General features: G+C 61.1%; 20 protein-coding genes. 8 read left to right on the top strand and 12 right to left on the bottom strand.

The genetic code is table 11. The features are described from left to right. Positions 1–4: 4 nt before the first annotated feature. Positions 5–1,450 carry an Asp-tRNA(Asn)/Glu-tRNA(Gln) amidotransferase subunit GatA gene (gene gatA / locus AUP74_RS00100; RefSeq protein WP_069945775.1) on the bottom strand — a complete coding sequence of 482 codons (1,446 nt, stop codon included), beginning with the start codon at positions 1,448–1,450 and terminating at the stop codon, positions 5–7. 54 nt (positions 1,451–1,504) lie between these two features. Beyond that, positions 1,505–1,792, bottom strand: a complete 288-nt coding sequence (gatC, locus tag AUP74_RS00095; RefSeq protein ID WP_069948593.1) for an Asp-tRNA(Asn)/Glu-tRNA(Gln) amidotransferase subunit GatC — start codon at positions 1,790–1,792, stop codon at positions 1,505–1,507. A gap of 377 nt (positions 1,793–2,169) precedes the next feature. Between gatC and AUP74_RS00090 the strand changes: the two genes are divergently transcribed. The 8 genes from AUP74_RS00090 to AUP74_RS00055 all read left to right on the top strand — a co-directional run bounded on the left by AUP74_RS00090 (position 2,170) and on the right by AUP74_RS00055 (position 12,717). After that, the gene (locus AUP74_RS00090) at positions 2,170–3,204 is read left to right on the top strand and encodes a rod shape-determining protein (RefSeq protein WP_067082099.1); all 1,035 of its coding nucleotides are present in this window, start codon (positions 2,170–2,172) and stop codon (positions 3,202–3,204) included. Positions 3,205–3,237: 33 nt separating this feature from the next. After that, positions 3,238–4,080 carry a rod shape-determining protein MreC gene (gene mreC, locus AUP74_RS00085; protein ID WP_083260720.1) on the top strand — a complete coding sequence of 281 codons (843 nt, stop codon included), beginning with the start codon at positions 3,238–3,240 and terminating at the stop codon, positions 4,078–4,080. Then, positions 4,067–4,546, top strand: coding sequence for a rod shape-determining protein MreD (mreD, locus tag AUP74_RS00080; RefSeq protein ID WP_069945773.1), 480 nt, complete (start codon positions 4,067–4,069; stop codon positions 4,544–4,546). The genes mreC and mreD overlap by 14 nt, the downstream gene beginning before the upstream one ends. Positions 4,547–4,675: 129 nt before the next feature. Further along, entirely contained in the window at positions 4,676–5,299 is a 624-nt protein-coding gene (locus tag AUP74_RS00075) for a Maf family protein (protein WP_069945772.1), read from the top strand. Then, positions 5,296–6,783, top strand: a complete 1,488-nt coding sequence (gene rng / locus AUP74_RS00070) for a ribonuclease G (RefSeq protein WP_069945771.1) — start codon at positions 5,296–5,298, stop codon at positions 6,781–6,783. Before AUP74_RS00075 ends, rng begins: the two co-directional genes overlap by 4 nt. Positions 6,784–6,864: 81 nt before the next feature. Beyond that, positions 6,865–11,127, top strand: coding sequence for a YhdP family phospholipid transporter (locus AUP74_RS00065; RefSeq protein WP_069945770.1), 4,263 nt, complete (start codon positions 6,865–6,867; stop codon positions 11,125–11,127). A gap of 67 nt (positions 11,128–11,194) precedes the next feature. Further along, positions 11,195–11,731: a peptide-methionine (R)-S-oxide reductase MsrB gene (msrB, locus tag AUP74_RS00060; RefSeq protein ID WP_069945769.1), complete on the top strand. Its 537-nt coding sequence runs from the start codon at positions 11,195–11,197 to the stop codon at positions 11,729–11,731. A 152-nt stretch (positions 11,732–11,883) separates the two neighbouring features. Further along, entirely contained in the window at positions 11,884–12,717 is an 834-nt protein-coding gene (locus tag AUP74_RS00055) for a hypothetical protein (protein WP_226999839.1), read from the top strand. Positions 12,718–12,813: 96 nt separating this feature from the next. Here AUP74_RS00055 and yjgA read toward each other — a convergent pair whose 3' ends face one another. From yjgA to lptC, 10 genes are all read right to left on the bottom strand, one after another. Further along, a complete protein-coding gene (gene yjgA / locus AUP74_RS00050; protein WP_069945767.1) occupies positions 12,814–13,326 on the bottom strand; it encodes a ribosome biogenesis factor YjgA in 513 nt (170 codons plus the stop codon). A 26-nt stretch (positions 13,327–13,352) separates the two neighbouring features. Beyond that, a complete protein-coding gene (gene mgtE / locus AUP74_RS00045) occupies positions 13,353–14,720 on the bottom strand; it encodes a magnesium transporter (protein ID WP_083260719.1) in 1,368 nt (455 codons plus the stop codon). Positions 14,721–14,818: 98 nt separating this feature from the next. Beyond that, positions 14,819–15,088, bottom strand: coding sequence for an HPr family phosphocarrier protein (locus tag AUP74_RS00040; protein ID WP_069945766.1), 270 nt, complete (start codon positions 15,086–15,088; stop codon positions 14,819–14,821). A gap of 18 nt (positions 15,089–15,106) precedes the next feature. After that, positions 15,107–15,967: an RNase adapter RapZ gene (gene rapZ, locus AUP74_RS00035; protein WP_069945765.1), complete on the bottom strand. Its 861-nt coding sequence runs from the start codon at positions 15,965–15,967 to the stop codon at positions 15,107–15,109. 93 nt (positions 15,968–16,060) lie between these two features. Continuing rightward, the gene (gene ptsN, locus AUP74_RS00030) at positions 16,061–16,522 is read right to left on the bottom strand and encodes a PTS IIA-like nitrogen regulatory protein PtsN (protein WP_069945764.1); all 462 of its coding nucleotides are present in this window, start codon (positions 16,520–16,522) and stop codon (positions 16,061–16,063) included. Between the two features lie 3 nt (positions 16,523–16,525). Continuing rightward, the gene (gene hpf, locus AUP74_RS00025; RefSeq protein ID WP_069945763.1) at positions 16,526–16,816 is read right to left on the bottom strand and encodes a ribosome hibernation-promoting factor, HPF/YfiA family; all 291 of its coding nucleotides are present in this window, start codon (positions 16,814–16,816) and stop codon (positions 16,526–16,528) included. Positions 16,817–17,011: 195 nt separating this feature from the next. Beyond that, the gene (locus AUP74_RS00020; protein ID WP_069945762.1) at positions 17,012–18,466 is read right to left on the bottom strand and encodes an RNA polymerase factor sigma-54; all 1,455 of its coding nucleotides are present in this window, start codon (positions 18,464–18,466) and stop codon (positions 17,012–17,014) included. 185 nt (positions 18,467–18,651) lie between these two features. After that, positions 18,652–19,377, bottom strand: a complete 726-nt coding sequence (gene lptB / locus AUP74_RS00015) for an LPS export ABC transporter ATP-binding protein (RefSeq protein WP_069945761.1) — start codon at positions 19,375–19,377, stop codon at positions 18,652–18,654. 65 nt (positions 19,378–19,442) lie between these two features. Further along, on the bottom strand, positions 19,443–19,988 hold the full coding sequence (lptA, locus tag AUP74_RS00010; protein ID WP_069945760.1) for a lipopolysaccharide transport periplasmic protein LptA: 546 nt from the start codon (positions 19,986–19,988) through the stop codon (positions 19,443–19,445). Beyond that, the gene (lptC, locus tag AUP74_RS00005; protein ID WP_069945759.1) at positions 19,975–20,541 is read right to left on the bottom strand and encodes an LPS export ABC transporter periplasmic protein LptC; all 567 of its coding nucleotides are present in this window, start codon (positions 20,539–20,541) and stop codon (positions 19,975–19,977) included. The genes lptA and lptC overlap by 14 nt, the downstream gene beginning before the upstream one ends. Positions 20,542–20,564: the final 23 nt, after the last annotated feature.

Genomic DNA, 20,564 nt, shown 5'->3' with positions numbered 1-20,564 from the left:
CCTCTTACACTGCGCTGGCTTTGTGCCACTCGGTGGCCAGTTGGTACTGGTGGGCGACATTCAGCATGCGCGCCTCGTCGAGATAATTGCCGATGATCTGCAGGCCCACCGGCAGGCCATCAACGGTGCCGCAGGGCAGCGACATGGCCGGGAGTCCGGCCAGGTTGATGGCGATGGTGTAGATGTCCTCCAGGTACATGCTCACCGGATCCGCCTGCTTGGCACCCAGTTCGAAGGCGGGCGAGGGCGCGGTCGGGCCCATGATCACGTCCACCTGTTCGAAGGCTTTGACGAAATCCTGTTTGATCAGCCGGCGTACCTGTTGCGCCTTGTTGTAGTAGGCATCGTAATAGCCTGCGGACAGGGCATAGGTGCCGACGAGAATGCGCCGCTGTACTTCCTCACCAAAACCCTCACCGCGGGAGCGCATATAGAGGTCGCGCAGGTCCGCGGGGTTTTCACAACGGTAGCCATAGCGTACGCCGTCGAAGCGGGACAGGTTGGCTGAGGCCTCAGCGGGTGCGATGACGTAGTAGGCGGGCACTGCCAGGTGGGTGTGGGGCAGGCTGATTTCCACCAGCTGTGCCCCCAGTTTTTCGTATTCCCGCAATGCCTCCTGTACCCGTTCCCCGGTGCCGCTATTCAGCCCCTCGCCGAAGTATTCTCTGGGAACGCCGATGCGCAATCCGTGCAGAGATTGGCCGAGGTCACGGGTGAAGTCCTCGGCCTCGCGCTGCAGGTTGGTGGAATCGCGCGGGTCGCGGTCAGCCATCACCGAGAGCATCAATGCGGCGTCTTCCGCAGTGCGGGCAATGGGGCCACCCTGGTCCAGGCTCGAGGCAAACGCGATCATGCCCCACCGTGAGACGCGCCCGTAGGTGGGTTTGACCCCGGTGGTATTGGTCAGGGACGCCGGCTGGCGAATGGAGCCGCCGGTGTCGGTGGCGGTAGCGCCAGGGCAGAGCTGGGCCGCGACGGCCGCGGCCGAGCCGCCGGATGAGCCGCCTGGAACACGGCTGTTATCCCAGGGGTTCTTGACCGGGCCATAAAAGCTGCTTTCGTTGGAGGAGCCCATGGCGAACTCGTCCATATTGGTCTTGCCGAGGCTGATCGCGCCAGCGCGCTCGAAGCCCTCGACGACGGCGGCATCATAGGGCGGCACGAAATTGTCCAGCATACGGGAGCCGCAACTGGTGCGGACGCCCCGGGTGCAGAAGATGTCCTTATGGGCGATGGGTACACCGCACAGGGCAGGGGCATCGCCGTTGGCGAGGCGCTCGTCCGCTGCCGCGGCCTGCGCCAGTGCTCGTTCTGCGGTCACGGTGATAAAGCTGTTGTAGTCCGCGTCCTGCTGCTGGATGCGCTCCAGCAGGTGGCGGGTGATCTCGACACTGGAAAACTGCCTTTCGCGCAGCCCCTTGATGATCTCGGCAATGGTTAACTGGTGCATGAACTTCCCGGGTTGTTCCTGTCTCTGGGTGGGCAGTGGGGATTGCTGCAGGGCTCAGTCGATGACCTTGGGGACCAGGTAGAGCCCCTCTTCGGTCTGGGGGGCGAGGGCCAGCATGTCCTCTCGGCAATTGGCCTCGGTGACCTGATCGGGGCGCAGTTGTTGAGTCGCGTCCAGGGGGTGTGCCATCGGGGCTACGCCCTCGGTATTGACGGTCTGCAGCTGGTCCACCAGCTTGAGTACGTCTCCGAGTCGGCCGCTCACTTCCTCCAGTGTCTCATCGGAGATGGCGATGCGGGCCAGCTCGGCCAGTCGATGTACGGTTTGCGCGTCCACGGCCATGGGGGGCTCCAGCTTGCGTTTATTCTTGAACGTTCTGATGGTCCTGTTGCTGCGCCGGCAGGGGATGTCGGGCAGAAGGGTCGCAAATTTAGCACAGTCGCCGCCGATTCTCATCGCGGCGTGGCCGGGTTGTGCCATTGAGGCAGGGATTGGCAAATCCCGGATTTACCGGGGATTCAGCCTTGCCCTGAACCCCCGCCATTGTTAGAGTTTGCCGATTCTGCCCACGGTGCGTTCCGGATCGGGCAAGGGGCTCGGGATTGGGGCCCGGAACTCAGAATAATTCCCGCGGACTAACTAGGCTTTACGGCGCACGAGTCCGCGTCTACTGCACCTCCTTTTAGGTGCTGTAATTTTGTACAAGGTAATCGAATTCCATGTTTAAACGTTTGCGGGGCATGTTCTCCAGTGATCTCTCCATCGACTTGGGAACTGCCAACACGCTGATCTACGTTCGTGACCGCGGGGTGGTTCTCGACGAGCCCTCCGTCGTTGCCATCCGTCATTACAACGGGCAAAAGATCGTTGAGGCCGTCGGTGTCGAGGCCAAGCGCATGCTGGGCCGCACGCCGGGCAACATCACCGCCATTCGTCCGCTCAAGGATGGTGTGATTGCCGATTTCCAGGTGACCGAGAAAATGTTGCAGCACTTCATCAAGAAAGTGCATGAGAACAGCTGGATGCGTCCCAGTCCGCGGGTACTGGTGTGTGTTCCCTGTCAGTCCACTGAAGTGGAGCGCCGCGCGATCCGCGAATCAGCCCTGGGCGCTGGTGCCCGCGAGGTCTGGCTGATCGAGGAGCCCATGGCGGCGGCCATCGGTGCCGGCCTGAAAGTCGAGGAAGCCAGCGGCTCCATGGTGGTGGATATCGGTGGTGGCACCACCGAGATCGCCATTATCTCCCTGAATGGGGTTGTCTACTCCGATTCCGTTCGTATCGGCGGCGACCGTTTCGATGAAGCAATCGTCAACTACGTGCGCCGCAACTATGGCAGCGTGATTGGCGATGCCACCGCCGAACGTATCAAGGAAGAGATCGGTTGTGCCTACGCCGGTAGCGAGGTGCGTGAGATCGACGTCCGCGGCCGCAACCTGGCGGAAGGCGTGCCGCGCAGCTTTACCCTGAACTCCGATGAGATTCTCGAGGCCCTGCAGGAGCCGCTGACCGGTATCGTGCAGGCCGTGAAGAGCGCCCTGGAGCAGTCTCCGCCCGAGCTGGCCTCCGATATCGCCGAGCGCGGTATGGTCCTGACCGGTGGCGGCGCCCTGCTGCGCGACCTGGATCGCCTGCTGATGGAAGAGTCCGGCCTGCCGGTCATCGTCGCCGACGACCCGCTGACCTGCGTTGCCCGCGGTGGCGGCAAGGCGCTCGATATGATGGACAAGAGCCGCCTGTACCTGGTGTCCAACTGATAATAAAAACTGATTTATTAATGGGGGTTTCCCATTAAGCCGCTGTTTACCCGTGGTCCCTCGCCCGAGTCCCGTATCCTGTTGCTGGGGCTTGCGGCGGCCGCGCTCATCGTGATCAATCTGTACACCGACTGGCTGCAGCCACTGCGTGAGCGTGCGGCTGCCCTGGTGACGCCTTTCTATTGGCTGACCGACGCACCGGGCCGTGTGACCGACTGGGCGGGAGATCAGTTGCGTACCCGCGAAGAATTGCTCGAGGAAAACAGCCGCCTGAAGCGCCAGGTGCTGCTGCTGGAACAGCGCAGTCAGTTGCTGGCGGCCGTGAAAGCGGAGAATACCCAGCTCAAGGAGCTGATGAATTCTGCCGAGATGCTGGACGAGCGAGTGTTGGTATCTCAGGTGATCGGTGTTTCCCCCGATCCCCTGGAGCACGTGCTGATGATCGACAAGGGGCGCGATGATGGGGTCGTGCCCGGCACGCCGATCATGGATGCGGCCGGTCTGCTGGGGCAGGTGATCGAAGCCGGGAGCTCGAGCAGCCGCGTGTTGTTGATCACCGATGCCAGTCACGCGCTACCGGTTCAGGTGCTGCGCAACAGCGTTCGGGCCGTGGCAGAAGGCACCGGTGATCTCTATCGCCTGAAGCTGCGCCACTTGGCCAACACCAGTGACATCCGCGAGGGTGATCTGCTTTTGAGTTCCGGTCTCGGCGGCCGCTTCCCGGCGGGCTACCCCGTTGGGGAAGTGGTCTCGGTCATCCGCGACCCGGGCCGGCCGTTCGCCGAGGCGGAGGTACAGCCCCGCGGGCGCATGAACCGAAGCCGCTTCGTACTTGCGGTCCTCTCCGGGGAGGAGGAGTCCCTTGGGAGCGAATAATCGCTGGTTCATTGTCGCCACTGTGGTAATTGCGCTACTGCTGGCTGTTATGCCGCTGCCGCAGGCTTGGCTCTGGTTCCGTCCCTCCTTCACCGCCTTGCTGGTCATTTTCTGGATCAACCGTATGCCCCAGAGCGTGGGGGTGGGATTTGCCTGGCTGGTCGGCCTGGCGGAAGACCTGGTGACGGGTGCAGCTCTGGGTACCCATGCGCTGGCCCTCGCGGTGCTGGCCTATTTCAGCCTCCTTACTTACCAGCGGACGCGGGCCTTCAATCCCGCGCAGCAGCTGTTGTGGGTGTTCGTGCTGGTGGGTATCCAGCAGGTGGTGGGTAACTGGGTCCACAATCTGGCCGGCAAGCCGGTGCCGGGACTGATGTTTCTCTGGCCGGCGCTTACCACGGCATTGCTGTGGCCGCTGATCACCCCGTGGCTTGACCGGATGGCTGGCCGCCTGCTGGTGCGCTGACCGACAGGTGTGACGGCTGAGTCAACCCGCGCCAGTGTCATATTTATGGCCAAGGCTGGTAAAGAAATGCTCATTTTTCGATCGATACCGCTATAATCCGACGCTGATCCACCAACAATAAAGATTGCAGTGCCGAATACCGCCGCCGACAAAACACTTCTGCTCGCCTCCGGCTCTCCGCGCCGCGCTCAGCTGCTGGCGCAGATCGGCGTGCGCTTCATTCAGCGCGCCGCGTCACTGCCCGAAGAGCGGGAAGCCGGCGAATCGGCTTTCGCCTACGTTGAGCGCCTTGCCCGGGAAAAGGCTGCGGCCGGATTGGCGCTCGCTGCAGATCTGCCTGGTCCGGTGCCCGCTTGGTCACTGGGCTCCGATACCCTTGTAGTGGCCGGGGATCGCGTGCTGGAAAAGCCCTGCAACTTCGATGATTTTTCCTCCATGATGTCTGCGCTGTCTGGTCGAGAGCACGTCGTTCTGACCGCAGTCTGCCTCAGCAGTCGCGAGCGCACCCTGTGCGAAACAGTGGAGACACGGGTGCGTTTCCGCAACCTGGAGGCGAAACAGATTGAGACCTACTGGCAGACCGGCGAGCCGCGGGACAAAGCCGGCGGATATGGTATCCAGGGCCTCGGTGCCGCGCTGGTGGCTTCGGTCAGCGGTAGTTATACAAATGTGGTGGGCCTGCCCCTGGAGGTGCTGGTACCAATGCTTGAGGAAGCCGGTATCCCGTACTGGCAGTGGGAGGGAGACCTGTGAGCGAAGAGCTGCTGATCAATGTGGCACCCACGGAAACGCGGGTGGCACTGGTTGAAAACGGTGTGCTGCAGGAGGTCTACCTGGAGCGCAGTGCGCGCCGCGGGATTGTTGGCAACATCTATAAAGGCAAGGTGGTCCGTGTGCTGCCGGGGATGCAGGCGGCCTTTGTGGACATCGGCCTCGAGCGTGCCGGTTTTATCCATGCCTCGGACATTGCTCCCCTGGATGAGGAGGGTATGGAATCCCGGGAGTCGGAAGTGGCGGATATCCGCGCCCTGGTCCGGGAGGGGCAGTCGCTGGTCGTACAGGTAGTCAAAGACCCGATCAGCAGCAAGGGCGCACGGTTGACCACGCACCTTTCCGTATCGGCCCGTTATCTCGTCTACATGCCGCAGACGCGCCATATCGGTATCTCCAACCGTATCGAGGATGAGAGCGAGCGCGAGCGGCTGCGGGAGCTGGTGGACCAGGCCAGCGCCAAGCTGGCGGAGGAGGGCCAGAAGGGCGACGGTGGCTTTATCCTGCGTACGGTGGCGGAGGGTGTCAGCGAAGACGAACTGCTGCGCGATATTCCGTTCCTGTACAAGCTCTGGCACGAGCTGGAGCAGCGTATACGCAGCCGGCCCCAGCCGTCGGTCATTTACGAGGACCTGCCGCTGTTTATGCGTGCCCTGCGCGACCTGGCCCGCCCATATACAGAAAAAATCCGTATCGATTCCCGTGAAGCTCATGGCCGTGCGGCGGAGTTCGCGGGCAAGTACGCTCCGGAGATCGCCAGTCGGCTGGAGCATTACCCCGGTGAGCGTCCCCTGTTCGACCTCTACGGGGTGGAAGAGGAAATCCGCAAGGCGTTGCACAACAAGGTCACCCTGAAGTCCGGCGGTTACCTGATTGTCGAGCAGACCGAGGCCATGAGCACCATTGATGTGAACACTGGTGCGTTCGTTGGCCACCGCAATCTCGAGGAGACCATCTTCAAGACCAACCTCGAGGCGGCCACGGCCATTGCCCGCCAGCTGCGGCTGCGCAACCTGGGCGGCATCATCATTATCGACTTTATCGATATGAAGGATCCCGAACACCGTCGCCAGGTGCTGCGCACGCTGGAGAAGACACTGGAGCGGGATCACGCCAAGACCAGTATTACTGGTGTGTCGGAACTCGGTCTGGTGGAGATGACCCGCAAGCGGACCCGCGAGTCCCTGGGGCAGATTCTGTGTGAGCCCTGTCCGGTCTGCAGTGGGCGCGGTACGCTGAAGAGTGCCGAGACTGTCTGTTACGAGATCTTCCGTGAGATCATCCGGGAGGCACGGGCTTACGACAGCGAGAAGATCATGGTACTGGCCAGCCAGGTGGTCATCGACCTGTTACTGGACGAAGAGTCCGCGAACGTCGCGGATCTGGAAGAGTTCATCGGCCGCCCCATCCAGTTCCAGGTGGAGCCTATTTACAATCAGGAGCAGTACGACATTGTTCTGGTCTGATGTTCACACCGGCGATGGCAGCATCGGTACCGCGCACAAGTGCGGGGCTCTGCCTGTCTGTGACCGGAAGGTGAGCGGTTGATGGCCAGGCTGCTACTCATGGTGCGCTGGCTGGCGCGCAAGTTCTGGCTGCTGGTGGTCACTCTGGTGATCTGCCTGGCTATCCTGGTGCAGACGGGGCGCATGCTATCGCCGCACGTGCAGGAATTTCGCCCGCAGATCAGTGCCTGGTTCTCCGAGCGCCTGGGGGTGCCTGTCCAGGTGGAGCGTCTGTCGCTGCGCTGGCAGGCGCTTGAAGTGGCGCTGCAGCTGGACGGACTGCGGTTGGGTGAAGACGGTGAGATGCAGATGGGCTACGGCCTGTTCCATCTCGACCTGTTGGCGAGCCTCTGGAACCGTGATTTGGTGTGGAAGAACCTCCGGGTGCATGAATTCCGGGCCGGTGTACACCGGGATGGAGCTGGCCGCTGGCAGCTTGACGGCTTCCCGGCTGCGGCGATACCCAGTGGCGAAGGCGCCGTTTCCCGGCAAGTGGGCGACCCCGCGCGCCTGTTCCGTCTCGGCCCCAAGATTGATATTCGTGATGTCAGCCTGTCGGTGCGGCTTGATGACGGCCAGCTGGCTCAGCTCCACCTGCCACAGGTGCTGTTGGAGAACAGTGGCGATTTTCACCGCCTGATCGGCAAGGCTTTTATCAGTCGCGCTGGCACTGAATCCGCTTCCGAGGAGAAGCAGTCTGTCGCCGAGCAGGAAACGCTGCGGCTTATCCTTGAGGGTCGGGGCGATGCCCGGGATAGCGAGAACTTCCGCCTGCGTGGTTACCTGCAGCTGAATGAGTTGCTGGTTGATGCAGACATCGTCGACCTGTTACAGCAGCTCACCCCTCTACCGGAACATTACCACTGGCGCGGCCCGAAACTGGCGCGCGGCAGTCTCTGGCTGGATGGCAGTAACAGTGCCTACCAACTGCGGGGGCACCTGGGCCTGGCGCAGTCCGGAGTGAATCAGGCTGCCGCGGAGCCGGCCCAACAACCTTCCCAGACACCTGCAAGCGCTGATGAAAAAGACCCTGCAACCGGTATTGCATTAGCGCCGCTTTCATCAATCTCCGGTGATCTCTCAGGGGACTGGCGGCCGGGCCAGAGCTGGCGGGTTGCACTTCAGGACGTCCAGATTGGCTGGCGTGAACTGGAGGTCCCCACTTTCAATCTCCAGGCAGATGGCAGCGTTGAAGCGGGCTTCAGTCTGGCCATCGACACGATCGACCTTGCTGCCTGGAGCGGCATTCTGACCCGAATGGAACTGCTGCGCGGCCCGGCAGATGAATGGTTGCGGGCACTGGAGCCGTCCGGGCGCCTGCACGACGTACGCTTCTCCCGCGCCGAAGACGGCCAGATTGCCCTGACGGCGGGGCTGCAGGATATCGTTGCTGCCGCCCACAAGGGCGCTCCCGCCGTACAGCATCTGGATGGATTCCTGCATATGCAGGGTGGGCGTGGCGCCGTGGTGCTGGACGCTTCAGAAGGATTTAAGCTTCACTTTCCGAAACTTTACGAGCGGCCATTTTCGCTGGACAGCGCCCGCGGCACCCTTGCCTGGAGGGTGAACCGCGAAAGTAATTCCGTGCAGGTGTACTCCGGGCCCCTTTCCCTGCGGGGCGCCATCGGTGAGATCGACGGGCAGTTCCTGCTCGAGTTGCCATTCAAACCACACACCCGTGCCGCTGCCCTGACACTGGCTTTGGGGTTGCGGGAGGCACCAGTCACCGCGCAGCGATTACTGGTGCCGTTTACGACCAGCGACCAGTTGCGGGAATGGTTACGCGGTGCGGTCGGTCCTGACAATCCCGGACAAATCGCCAGAGCCGGCTTTGTCTATCGGGGTTATGCCTATAAGGACGGGGATAACGCCACTCTGCTCGCCCTGGGCGAGCACCCGGAGCGGCAGACGGTGCAGCTGGCGGCAGACATTCGTGAAGCGGATCTGCTGTTTGCTGAGGGCTGGCCGCGCGCGCAAGCTATTGAAGCTCACCTGAAAATTGATGACCGAAATACGTTGGTGAACGCGCCAAGCGCACGTCTGTGGGGGTTGAATGCCCGCAATATCGAGGTTGGTATTACTCCCGACGCAGCGGGTGACGGCGCGATACTTGGTGTGCGTGCGCGAGCGAGTGGACCGGCTTCCGACGGGCTGAGATTGCTGCGGGAATCGCCGTTGCGGGAGCGCGTGGGCGAGGCCTTCGACCACTGGCGCCTTGATGGCACGATCAATGGCACGCTGACCCTGCAGCAGCCGCTCGGAGGCGCCGAGCTGGCGCCGCATCAGACTGTGCAGGTCGATTTGCAGCAGGCCGATCTGCTGATGGAACATCTCGATCTGCGCGTGCATAACCTCGACGGTCAAGTCCGTTACGACAGCGATAGCGGGCTCGCGGGCAGCCAGTTTCAGGGGCAGCTTTGGGGGCGGGGGCTGACAGCGGAAATCACCCACCCGGAAGAGGGCGGTCTGCGGGATACCCAGGTGGTCATTCTCGGCAATGCGACCACTGACACTGTCCGCGAATGGAGCGGTAGGCCCGAACTCGGCTGGATGCAGGGCGAACTCGATTACCGTGCGCTGGTCACCATCCCCGCGGCAGAGCGGGCGCTTCCCTACTCGGCAGTCTTTCAGTTGACTTCGGACCTGGCCGGTGTCGAAGTCAATTTGCCCGCGCCGCTGGGTAAACCCTCGGCGCGTCGTTCCGACTTTGTACTGCGGGTTCCGATTGGTGCGGAGGGGAATCTCTATCACCTGAGCTACGGAGAACATCTGCAGGGGCAGTTCTGGCAGGTGGATGGCAAGCTGGATCGCGGTTCCATTGCGCTCAATGCCCAGGCACAACTGCCCGCCGACAGGGAACTCGCGGTTACCGGTGATCTCTCCAATATCGATTTTCCCCGCTGGCGTGAACTGCTGCAGGTCTATGGCTCGGATATGCCCGCTGAGAACGGGGACGATACAGCAGCGGAGCAAAACCCCATGCCGATCCGCCTGGACCTGAGTACGGATCGGCTGGTGCTGGGTGCCGCTTCCGTGGAACACATTCACGTGCAGGGGCGGGGGCTTGGTGCCGATTGGCAGCTGAATTTTGACAGCGAAATGGCGGCGGGCCACCTGAGTGGTGTGCTGGGTGCGGAGACGCCGATGCAGGTGGAGCTTCGGCACCTGAGATTGCCCGCTCCAGGCGAGGACGAACAGCAATCGGCTCAGGGCGCGGCCGTCACTTCTGCTGCGGATCAGGGCGGCAGCGGGGAGGCGCAGTCGCCCGTGGCAGAGGATCCCCTCGCAGGCTTCGACTTTACCCAACTTCCGCACATGGACTTCAGCACCGACAGTCTGTGGGTCGGGGAGGAAGACTACGGGCTCTGGTCGTTCCGGGTGCGCCCCTCTGCAGAGCGGCTGGTAGTGAGCGACATTATCGGTGCTGCCCGGGGTGTGCGCGTCGAGGGACGCGGTGAGGGCCCCAACCGACTCGGTGCGCAGCTGATGTGGATGCGCGACAGCGATGGCCGGGAGTCATCCCAGTTCATCGGCCGTCTGAGTGCAGAGGATCTGGCAGACGTCCAGCGTGCGTCCGGCCAGGAACCACTGATCGAGAGTCGGTCTGCGACTTTCGATACCGCCCTGCGCTGGGATGGTTCGCCCGCACAGCTGAATCCCCAGAAGCTCACCGGAGACCTGAAGGTCGATATCCGCGATGGGCGTTTCCTGCGCGCTAGCGACAATGCCGGTTCTGCACTATTGCGGTTGCTGTCGCTGTTCAATTTCGATACCTGGGCTCGCCGTCTGCGCCTGGATTTCTCCGACCTGTATCAGAGCGGTATGGCTTTCGATCAGGTGCGCGGCGAGGTGTTCTTCGAGGGGGATGGGCGGTTACTGATCGCCGTGCCGATTCAGGTGGAGGGGCCGACCAGTGAGCTGCAGATGGCCGGACGCGTCAACCTGAAGCAAGAGAATCTCGATCTGACCCTGGTGGCGACGTTGCCAGTTGGCAACAACCTGGCCCTGATTGCCGCCCTGGCCGGCGGCTTGCCCGCAGCTGCCGGTGTCTACCTGATCAGTAAAGCGTTCAAGAAACAGGTGAACAACGTGGCCAGTGTCAGCTACCGCATTAGCGGTGACTGGGAAGAGCCGGACGTGCGTTTCGATAAGCTCTTTGATGGCGACGGCGCGACCCGGCAGGGCAGTGAAGCGGAGCAGCAGGGGCGCCTGATACGGGAGCCGGAGATGCCGGCCGATCGTGTTGATAATGTGAAACAGCCAGCTGAGCGTGGAGTGACCAGTACCAGTCATCCGGCCACATGAAAGGAACCCACTTTCGGGCCGGCACTCCAAATACAGTGAGATGGGAAAAAGAGGAGAGGGGTGCAGTATGTTAAGAGCCCTGATGATACTGCCTTTGCTGGCGACAGCCCTGACGCTTCCCGCCTGCAGTGAAGCGGATGAGGAGCCCCGGGACGAGTCGATGACAGTGGCAGAGGCCCGTCAGCACATCGATGCGGGGACCAACCTGTCTGCGATTCCCAAATCCGTCTGGAAGCAAATTCTTCCTGCAGACCAGTATGAGGTGCTGTGGGAAAAGGATACGGAGCGGGCATTTACCGGCAAGTGGCTGAAAAACGAGGCCCAAGGGACTTACGTGAGCGCTGGCTGCCGACTGCCGGTCTTCAGTTCAGAGCACAAGTTCGAGTCCGGCACCGGCTGGCCGAGTTTCTGGGATATCGCACACCCGGAGAACGTGGTGCTCAAGCCGGATTACAGTTGGGGAATGAAACGCACCGAAGTCTTGTCCGCCTGTGGTGAGCACCTTGGTCATGTATTCAAGGATGGTCCGGCGCCGACAGGGCTTCGCTATTGCCTGAACTCCCTGGCTCTGGATTTTGTACCGGCAGTTGCAAAAACCGAATAATTGTTCGATATTGTGGGCTGCGACCGGCCGGCTGACTGCTGGCCGGCATCGCCAGCTCGCGGGTGTGTTCTGATTGAACTGAGCGCGATCAGGTGCACTAGCCCGCGCTTCCGAAGAATAATCAATAATCGAGGTCCGAGCAGATGTCCGAGGTGGCCACATTGGCAGGTTCGCGCGTTAACCGCTATGCCCTGTTCCGGGTATTCAAGTACACCGTCTACCTGTTACTCGCCTATAACGTTTATGCGTTCTTTCTTGAGAATCACGCCGCTGCCGGTGCAATTTTCGCCGATGGTATCCATCTCGGCAGAGTGATCGAGGCCTACAACGACTCCATCGATACCCTTGCCTGGGTATTGCTGCTGTTGGTGTTTGAGCTGGAAACCTTCGTGCTGCCGGATGAGAAAATCCGCGGCTGGGTCAAGTGGGCTCTCAATGCTACCTCGGCTTTCTGTTATCTCTTTATCGTCTACTCGTTTTACGGTTATGTCGCCGAGATGGCGTCCCTGACCAATCTCCTGCCTGTGACCCAGTCCGCCTGTGCGCTGGCGGGAGGCGGTGACTGGTTGCTGGTGCTGGGCCAGGATGACTACGCACCGCTGACCGCGGAAAGTTGCGCGGCCCTGGCGGATGCCCAGGTGTTGCGCCTGGCCGATGCCCAGGTGCTCGGTACCGTCGAGACCTGGAGCGCAATCAAGTGGTTGGCATGGACCGATGTAATCAATGCGGGTGCCTGGTTGCTGGTGGTGGCGATCCTCGCGTTTGATGTCTGGCTGCAGTTGCGCCACCAGTTGTCTGACGCAGTGATGCGTTACTCCCAGGTTATCAAGGCGCTGCTGTACTCCACCCTGCTCCTCTGCGCGATTTACTGGGGCATCAATGGCAGCTTCCTGGATTTCTGGGATGCCTTCCTGTGGCTGGTGGCATTCTTCTTTATCGAATTGAACCTGTTCGAGTGGCAGGCTGAGACCAGCGCCGAGGAATAAACTTCCTCCACCATGAAAAAAAGCGGCCCCGTCAGTGATACTGGCGGGGCCGTTTTTTGTTTTCAGGTGCTGTTGGCTGGTAGTGGGCGGAATCTGCTATTCGCTCTCCATAAATAGATCGCGTAGAAAACGGAACAGCTTGCGCTGGTTGGTGGGTGCCTTCTGGTTTTTGATTTCCCGGGCGGAATCTCTCACCAGCTGTCGCAGGTGCTGGTGGTCCGCTTGCGGGTAGCGCTCGAAGAAGTCGCTTTGGGCTGCTTTTCCCTCCTCCAGCAGTCGCCGCCGCCAGTCCTCTGCCATGTGATCAAACCGTACGTGCAGCTGGTCCCGTTCCTTGAACCTGTGCAGGACCGTCTCAATGGCCTCGCCATCGGCAGAGCGCATTAACTTGCCGATGTACTGCATCTGCCGCCGGCGCGCCTCATTGGACTTGATTCGGTGCAGGGTATTGATGGCTTCCCGCAGGTCGTCATCAAGGGGCACTTCTGCCAGTTGCGCCGGGCCGAGCTCTGTCAGCTGGCGTCCCAGTTCCTGCAGTTCGTGCATCTCCTGCTTAACCTGGGTTTTGCTTTTTGGCAGCTCGTCGTCAAATTCTTCGTAATCGTGCATCTTGTTCCATCTTCAGCTAATCGGCTTCAACCGTAGTACAGGGTGGCAAGGCCCAGGAATGACATAAAGCCCACCACGTCGGTAACGGTGGTCAGGGCCACGCCTCCGGCCAGGGCGGGGTCAATGCGCATCGCGCGCAGCGCTACCGGCAGGATAGCGCCCGCGAGCGCAGCGGTGATGAGGTTGATGACCATTGCGACCAGGATGATCACTGCGATACGGGTGTCATCGAACCAGAGGCCGGCGATCACGCCGATCACCACTGCCCATAGCATGGCGTTGAGGACCGCCGAGCCGAGCTCGCGGGACAGCAGCCAGTTCAGGTTGCTGCGCCCGATCTGGCCAAGCGCCATGCCGCGGATCACCACGGTCAGAGTCTGGCTGCCGGCCACGCCGCCCATGCTGGCGACGATGGGCATCAGTACAGCGAGTGCCACAACCTTGTCGATAGTGTCCTGGAACAGGTTGATCACCCAGGAGGCGAGCAGGGCAGTGAGCAGGTTGATGCCTAGCCACACCGCTCGCCGCGGAGCCGTTCGTCTGACGGTAGCAAAGGTATCTTCTTCCTCGTCGAGGCCGGCGAGGCTCATCAGTGAGTGGTCGGCATCCTCGCGGATCACGTCTACCACATCGTCAATGGTGATACGCCCGACCAGCCGATTCTGCTCATCGATCACCGGTGCGGTAATCCAGTCGTATTTGGCAAACAGGCGCGCAACCTCGGTGTCCGGCATATCTGCGGGTATCGGCTCCAGGTCGGTACTCATGATCTCGCGTACGGTTACCGAGGGGTCTGTGGTCAGCAGTCGGGAGAGCGGTAGCAGCCCAATGTACTGGCCCTGCCGGTTGACGACGAAGAGGCTGTCGGTGGATTCCGGTAGCTGCTCGTGCCGGCGCAGATAGCGCAGCACAACGTCGAGGGTCAGGTTCGGGCGCACGGAAATGGTGTCCGTGTCCATCAGGCCGCCGGCGGTCTCCTCGTCGTATGCCAGTACGCTTTCGACCCGTTCGCGGTCCGTCTCGCTCATGGAGGAGAGAACCTCGGCCATCAGCCTTTCGGGCAGTTGCTGGAGGATGTCCGCCACATCGTCGGCGTCCAGTCCCTCCATGACGGCCACCATCTCCTCTGTGTCCATGGTGGCGAGGATTTGGCTCTGTACGTCGTAGGAGAGTTCCTGCAGGACCTCACCCTCGATTTCTTTATCAATCAGGTTCCAGAGCACATGGCGGATACGCGGGGGAGAACTCTCCAGCAGTTGTGCGATGCTCTGCGGGCTGAGAGTGCTGAGCATCCGCCGCACTTCCCGTCCGGTACCGCTGTCCAGCGCGGTAAAGAGCTCACTCAGCTGGTTCTGGGCGCGGAAGTTGATTTCGGCGGAAGGTGGGTTGGACACGGCGACTCCTCGACTGCGGGGATTGGTTGCTGCGGCGAGCGGGAATTTTATGCGGATCGGCAGTCACCCGCCAGCGGCTGCAGGGTGTTGCCGGCTGGTTATTCAGCCTCGCCGAAGCGATCGGCAATCAATGCCGTGATGGCCTCGAGGGCGGCCTCCTCGTCGCTGCCGCTCACTTCGAGTTCCAGTTCGCAGCCCTTGCCGGCTGCAAGCAGCATCAGCGCCATTACACTCTTGCCGTCGACACATTTCCCCTGACAGTTCACACGGATGTCGGCGGAATAGCGGGCGGAAGTCTGCGCGAACTTACTCGCGGCGCGTGCGTGGAGTCCCAGTTTATTGATGATTTCGAGTCTGCATTTCTGCATTGCGCTGCTCCGGGCCTGCTATTTCTGCTGCTCGCGATGGCGGATCTGGATATTGTCGAACTGCCCTGAGAAACGCTCAGCCAGGCGCTCCACCATATAGACAGAGCGGTGCCTGCCGCCGGTGCAGCCTACTGCTACACAGGTGTAACTGCGGTTACTCTTCTGATAAGAGGGCAGCCAGCGCTCCAGGAACCGGGCGATATCACTTTCCATGTCGCTGGTCTCGGGATGGGAGCGCAGGAACTCCACCACCTCGGGATCCAGGCCGGTCTTGTGGCGAAGCTCGGCGACCCAATAGGGGTTTGGCAGGCAGCGCAAGTCGAAGACCAGGTCGGCATCGACCGGTACGCCGTGTTTGAAGCCGAAAGACTGGAACAGGATCGCCATGCCCGGGGATTCCTCGCCGACCACACGGGTTTTCACCAGGTCGCGCAATTGGTGCAGGCTCAGGCTGCTGGTATCGATCACCAGATCGGCCATGGCGGCCAGAGGAGCGAGGAGTTCCTTCTCGCGGTTCAGGGCTTCGAGCAGATGGGTGCGGTTGTCGCTGAGCGGGTGCTTGCGGCGGGTCTCGCTGAAGCGCTGCACCAGAACCGGCGAGCGGGCGTCCAGATAGATCACGTCGCAGAGGATGCCGCTCTGGCGCAATTCATCGATAACGCGCGGGGCCTGCTGCACATCCTGCCATAGATTGCGGGCATCAATGCCCAGGGCCAGGCGGGTATTGTCCACCGGTGGTTGGTCACTGACACGCCGCACCAGTTCCGGCAGCAGGCTCGCGGGCAGGTTGTCGATGCAGTTAAAGCCGACGTCCTCCAGCAGCTGCAATGCAGAGCTTTTTCCCGAGCCGGAACGGCCACTGATGATCACCAGGCGCATGGATGCAGGTCCTTCAGTCAACGAGCGCGGTATGAAGCGCAGCCCCGGATAGGCGCCGGGCTGCCACTAAAGCAATTGCGTTACGAGCGGTGATTATGCAGCGGCAGCGCTGTCGATGGCCAGTCCGTAGAGTTCGTCGCCGCTCTCGGCTGCGCGCAGCTTTTCCCGCACACGGCTATCGCTGAAGAGGCCGGCGATCTGTGCCAGGGTATCCAGGTGTTCCTGTTCGCTGTCTTCGGGGACCAGCAGTGCGAACAGCAGGTCTACCGGCTGGCGGTCTGCGGCGTCAAAATCCACTGCGGGCTCGGTAGTGCAAAGCACTCCAATGGGGTGCTCGCAGCCGGGGAGCCGGCAGTGGGGGATGGCGACACCTTCACCAATGCCCGTTGAGCCCAGGCGCTCTCGGGCGATTAGCTGGTTGAAGACGGTGTCGGAATCGAGTTGTGGATATTGTTCTGCAATGGCCTGGGCGATATTCAGCAGCAATTTCTTTTTGCTGCTCCCCGCCAGATTGCAGAGGCTCAGGCGGGGAGAGAGTAAAGCTTCCAATGTCATAAGCTAGCGGTGCTTGCGCAACTTCTCTTTATGTTTCAACAGCTGGCGATCGAGCTTGTCGGTCAGACCATCAATCGCCGCATACATGTCATCCGCCTCGGAATTGGCGAAGACCTCGGTCCCGTTGACGTGCATCAGGGCTTCCGCGCGCTGGATCTCCCGCTCGATGGACAGGGTCACCTGCGCGTTGGTGATCAAATCATTGTGGTTGGCAAGTTTATCCAGTTTTTCGAGACAGTAATCGCGAAGGGCTGGGCTTACATCCAGGTGTCGGCCACTGATGTTGATCTGCATGGAAATCTCCTCAAAAGGTGGATCGCTTTCCGGCGGTACCCCCTCTTCAGGGCGGCAACCCTACTAGGAAGTTCGCCAGATTGGAAGGATACACTCAAACTTCCGCTTTCGGTTGTCACACCCGTCTGAAGGCGCGCCAGACGGTTCTGACCGGGCGCAGAAATGCGGTCAGAAAAAGGAGGGGGAGAGTAGGGATCAGACCAGCCGCTTGCGCTCGCTGGAGGAGGGGATGCCCATGGATTCCCGGTATTTTGCGACCGTGCGCCGGGCCACCTTGATGCCCTGATTGTCCAGCTCCTGGGTGATTTTGTTGTCCGAAAGCGGCTTGCGCGGCGGCTCCGCGTCGATGAGCTTGCGGATCAGGGCGCGGATGGCTGTGGAGGAGGCATCCTCGCCGGAGTCGGTGCTGACGTGGCTGGAGAAGAAATACTTGAGCTCAAAGACGCCCCTTGGGGTCAGCATGTACTTCTGGGTGGTCACGCGGGAGATAGTGGACTCGTGCATGCCGATGCTCTCGGCGATATCCGCCAGTACCATCGGTTTCATGGCCTCAGGGCCCTGTTCGAAAAAGCCCTGCTGCTTTTCCACAATGCTGGAGGCCACTTTGAGCAGTGTTTCATTGCGGCTCTGCAGGCTCTTGAGAAACCAGCGCGCTTCCTGGAGGTTGTCCTTCAGGTAATTGTTGTCGCTGGAATTGTCGGCGCGCTTGATCAGTGCCGCATAGCTGTCATTGATACGAAGGCGCGGCGTGGTTTCGGGGTTCAGCTCGACCAGCCAGCGCTGCTCGCGTCGGCTGACCATAATGTCTGGCACCACATAGTGAGTCTCCTCGGCGGCAAGCGTCTCGCCGGGGTGAGGAGTCAGTGTCTGGATAAGGCGGATCGCATCACCCAGCTGGGCCTCTGTGAGTCGGGTGCGCCGGCTGAGCTGGCGGAAGTCCCGTTTGCCGAGCAGGTCCAGATGCTTGTCGACCAGCAGGGTCGCCTCGGCCAGCCAGGGCGTATTGACGGGTAGTTGTCGCAATTGCAGCATCAGGCACTCCCGCAAGTCGCGGGCTCCGCAGCCGGCGGGTTCAAATTGCTGGATGCTCTTGAGTACCGCGAGTACCTCGTCCTCACCGGCATTCAGTGCCGTGGCCAGTTCGGCGATCGGAGTCTGCAAAAAGCCGGCGGGGGAGAGGTCGTCGATCAGGTTTTCCGCGATCAGCTTGTCATCAGCGGATAGTCCGGTGAGATTCAACTGCCATAGCAGGTGGTCGGCAAGGCCAATGCCGGCGGCATTACGCTGCTCGAGGCCGTTGTCATCACCCTCATGGCTCCCGCTGTAGCTACCGGAGCCATAGATATCATCCCACTGGGTGTCTACCGGCAAGTCGGTGGGGATATCCGCACTCCAGTCCGCTTCTGTTTCTGTTGCGGAAGCGGAGGCTTCGCCTGTGTCACTCTGGTTCGCAGTTGCATCGGGGCTGGAGTCGGCTCCCCTGTCGTCAAAATCCTCGGCGTCTATCTCGAGCATGGGGTTGCTGTCCAGGGCGGACTGAACCTCCTGCTGCAGATCCAGCGTCGACAGCTGCAGCAGTCTGATCGCCTGCTGGAGCTGGGGTGTCATGGTCAGCTGGGTGCCGAGTTTTAACTGCAGGGACTGCTTCATACGGTGGGGTTTACACGCGTTCGGCGGATGAATCGACTTGAACGATGCAGCAGACTACCCCTCGCCTGAGTGGATTACAAGCAATAACTGTGCCTACTACGCGGACACTTTTCCGGTCTGGTGGCGGGGATAGGATTGCTGTTGCGCCCTCTTGCCGTTGCGGGTGATGAGGGCGCAGAGGCGGCTCAGATAGTGAACTCGTGTCCCAAATAGACTTCCCGGACCTGCTGATTGGCCAGGACCTCGGCGGGAGTGCCGGCAGCGATGATATGCCCCTCGCTGACGATGTAGGCTTTCTCGCAGATATCCAGGGTTTCGCGCACATTGTGGTCGGTGATCAGTACACCGATCCCGCGGTCCCGCAGGTGGCGGATGATCTGCTTGATATCGTTGACCGAGATGGGGTCGACGCCGGCGAAGGGTTCGTCCAGCAATACGAAATCCGGGTCAGTGGCGAGTGCCCGGGCGATCTCCACCCGGCGGCGCTCGCCGCCGGAGAGCGCCATTCCGAGGCTGCTCTCAATGTGGGTGATGTTGAACTCCTGTAGCAGCTCCTGGACCGCGTCCTCCCTTTGCGCACGGGAGAGGTTCTTGCGGGTCTGCAGGATTGCCAGGATGTTGTCGCGCACAGACAGGCGGCGAAACACAGAGGCCTCCTGGGGTAGGTAGCCGATGCCCTTGCGGGCCCGTCCGTGCATGGAAAGGCGGGTAATGTCCTGTTCGTCGATGAGTACCTGTCCGGCATCGGCCTGCACGAGTCCGGCAATCATATAGAAACAGGTGGTCTTGCCTGCGCCGTTGGGTCCGAGCAGTCCAACTACCTGGCCGCTGCTAACCTCCACGGAGACGTCCTGGACCACCTTTCTTTTCTTGTATTGTTTGGCGAGGTGTAGTGCTCTCAGCCTTGGCATAGTTCATTCCGCAGTCGTTGTGGGCAGTGCCCATGGGTACCCATTGTGCCGGCAGTGGCCTCAAATCAGGGGGATTCCTGGCCTTCTTCGGGAGTGCTCTGTTCCGGGGTCTTTTTCTCCGGTTTCCAGATCATCTCCACCCGACCATTGCCGGATTGTCCTTTGGCCTGGATCTGTTCGCTGTTCAGGTCGTAATCAATCTTTTCTGCCGACAGGGTGTTGCCGTCACGATCGACATGGGCGTCTCCCGACAGCTGGAGCTCGTCCGCATTGACGCGAAACTCGATGCGTCGGGCCTTGGCTTTAACCGGATTCTGGCTCTCTTGTACCTGCTGCTGGAAGTGGGCCGGCTTGCCAATAGCGATCACTTTCTGAATTTCGCCTTCCGCGGTGCCGTGCACCTCGACCCGCTCAGCGCGGATCTGCAGCGTGCCCTGGGAAATCTGTACATTGCCGCTATAGACGAACAGGTTCTTACCGCGGTTGCCATCGAAATGGTCGGACTTGACCTTGATTGGCTGGTTGCGGTCTTCCGGAAGTGCGAGGGCCTGGGCGCTCAAAAACAGGAAGGCGATGGCGGCAAGAGACCGCAACTGGTTATTGAGTTTCATAGATGCTCTGTACCTCGGAGAGGATTTCCACCCGGTCTTCTTTCAGGAAGGCGCGCAGGCCGCGGCCCTCGGTGCGGTTGGCGCCGGCCGCAATCTTAACAATTTTGTCCGTCTCGGCGTATTCCTGTCGCGGCTTGATGGTAATCGCCGGCGTCTGCAGGTGGATACCGCCGGCTTCGGGCAGCTCCCAGATATTGACGTCACCGCGGAGAACCACTTGCTGACCGTTGTTGTGGGCCACCCCTTTGCGCGATTCGGTGCGCCAGCGCGGCGCGTCTCCCTGGTAGAAGACGATGCGCGGTTCATTGAGGTTCGCGCGATCCCGCCGGGCAAACTGGAAATAGGTAATGCTGTCGGCATCCACCCGGTACGCGAGTTTGCCATCGGTGTTGAAGTGGCGGGTCTTGGCTCCCCGGATAATCAGATCAGCCGCCCGATTGTACTCCTTGGGCGTTGGGCGCTTGCCGAGAAGCTGCTCGGGTGGGCTCTCGGAAAACCAGAGTCCCACGCTGATCAGGGCGACGACGATGGCCAGTGGTAGCCAGGTGCGCATAGGGCTTCTCCTCGGGTGGCCGG

The organism is Microbulbifer aggregans, from assembly GCF_001750105.1.
GTDB lineage: Bacteria > Pseudomonadota > Gammaproteobacteria > Pseudomonadales > Cellvibrionaceae > Microbulbifer > Microbulbifer aggregans.
The sequence above is the reverse complement of the archived record's forward strand: the minus strand, read 5'-3'. Positions and strand labels throughout refer to the sequence as shown.

What these genes read in the sequence shown, in the direction of transcription:
- AUP74_RS00040 (WP_069945766.1), bottom strand. Translation starts at nt 15,088, where the DNA reads ATGCAGAAATGCAGACTCGAAATCATCAATAAACTGGGACTCCACGCA.
- msrB (WP_069945769.1), top strand. Translation starts at nt 11,195, where the DNA reads ATGTTAAGAGCCCTGATGATACTGCCTTTGCTGGCGACAGCCCTGACG.
- hpf (WP_069945763.1), bottom strand. Translation starts at nt 16,816, where the DNA reads ATGCAGATCAACATCAGTGGCCGACACCTGGATGTAAGCCCAGCCCTT.
- lptA (WP_069945760.1), bottom strand. Translation starts at nt 19,988, where the DNA reads ATGAAACTCAATAACCAGTTGCGGTCTCTTGCCGCCATCGCCTTCCTG.
- yjgA (WP_069945767.1), bottom strand. Translation starts at nt 13,326, where the DNA reads ATGCACGATTACGAAGAATTTGACGACGAGCTGCCAAAAAGCAAAACC.
- AUP74_RS00065 (WP_069945770.1), top strand. Translation starts at nt 6,865, where the DNA reads ATGGCCAGGCTGCTACTCATGGTGCGCTGGCTGGCGCGCAAGTTCTGG.
- AUP74_RS00020 (WP_069945762.1), bottom strand. Translation starts at nt 18,466, where the DNA reads ATGAAGCAGTCCCTGCAGTTAAAACTCGGCACCCAGCTGACCATGACA.
- rapZ (WP_069945765.1), bottom strand. Translation starts at nt 15,967, where the DNA reads ATGCGCCTGGTGATCATCAGTGGCCGTTCCGGCTCGGGAAAAAGCTCT.
- lptC (WP_069945759.1), bottom strand. Translation starts at nt 20,541, where the DNA reads ATGCGCACCTGGCTACCACTGGCCATCGTCGTCGCCCTGATCAGCGTG.
- gatA (WP_069945775.1), bottom strand. Translation starts at nt 1,450, where the DNA reads ATGCACCAGTTAACCATTGCCGAGATCATCAAGGGGCTGCGCGAAAGG.
- lptB (WP_069945761.1), bottom strand. Translation starts at nt 19,377, where the DNA reads ATGCCAAGGCTGAGAGCACTACACCTCGCCAAACAATACAAGAAAAGA.
- AUP74_RS00090 (WP_067082099.1), top strand. Translation starts at nt 2,170, where the DNA reads ATGTTTAAACGTTTGCGGGGCATGTTCTCCAGTGATCTCTCCATCGAC.
- ptsN (WP_069945764.1), bottom strand. Translation starts at nt 16,522, where the DNA reads ATGACATTGGAAGCTTTACTCTCTCCCCGCCTGAGCCTCTGCAATCTG.
- gatC (WP_069948593.1), bottom strand. Translation starts at nt 1,792, where the DNA reads ATGGCCGTGGACGCGCAAACCGTACATCGACTGGCCGAGCTGGCCCGC.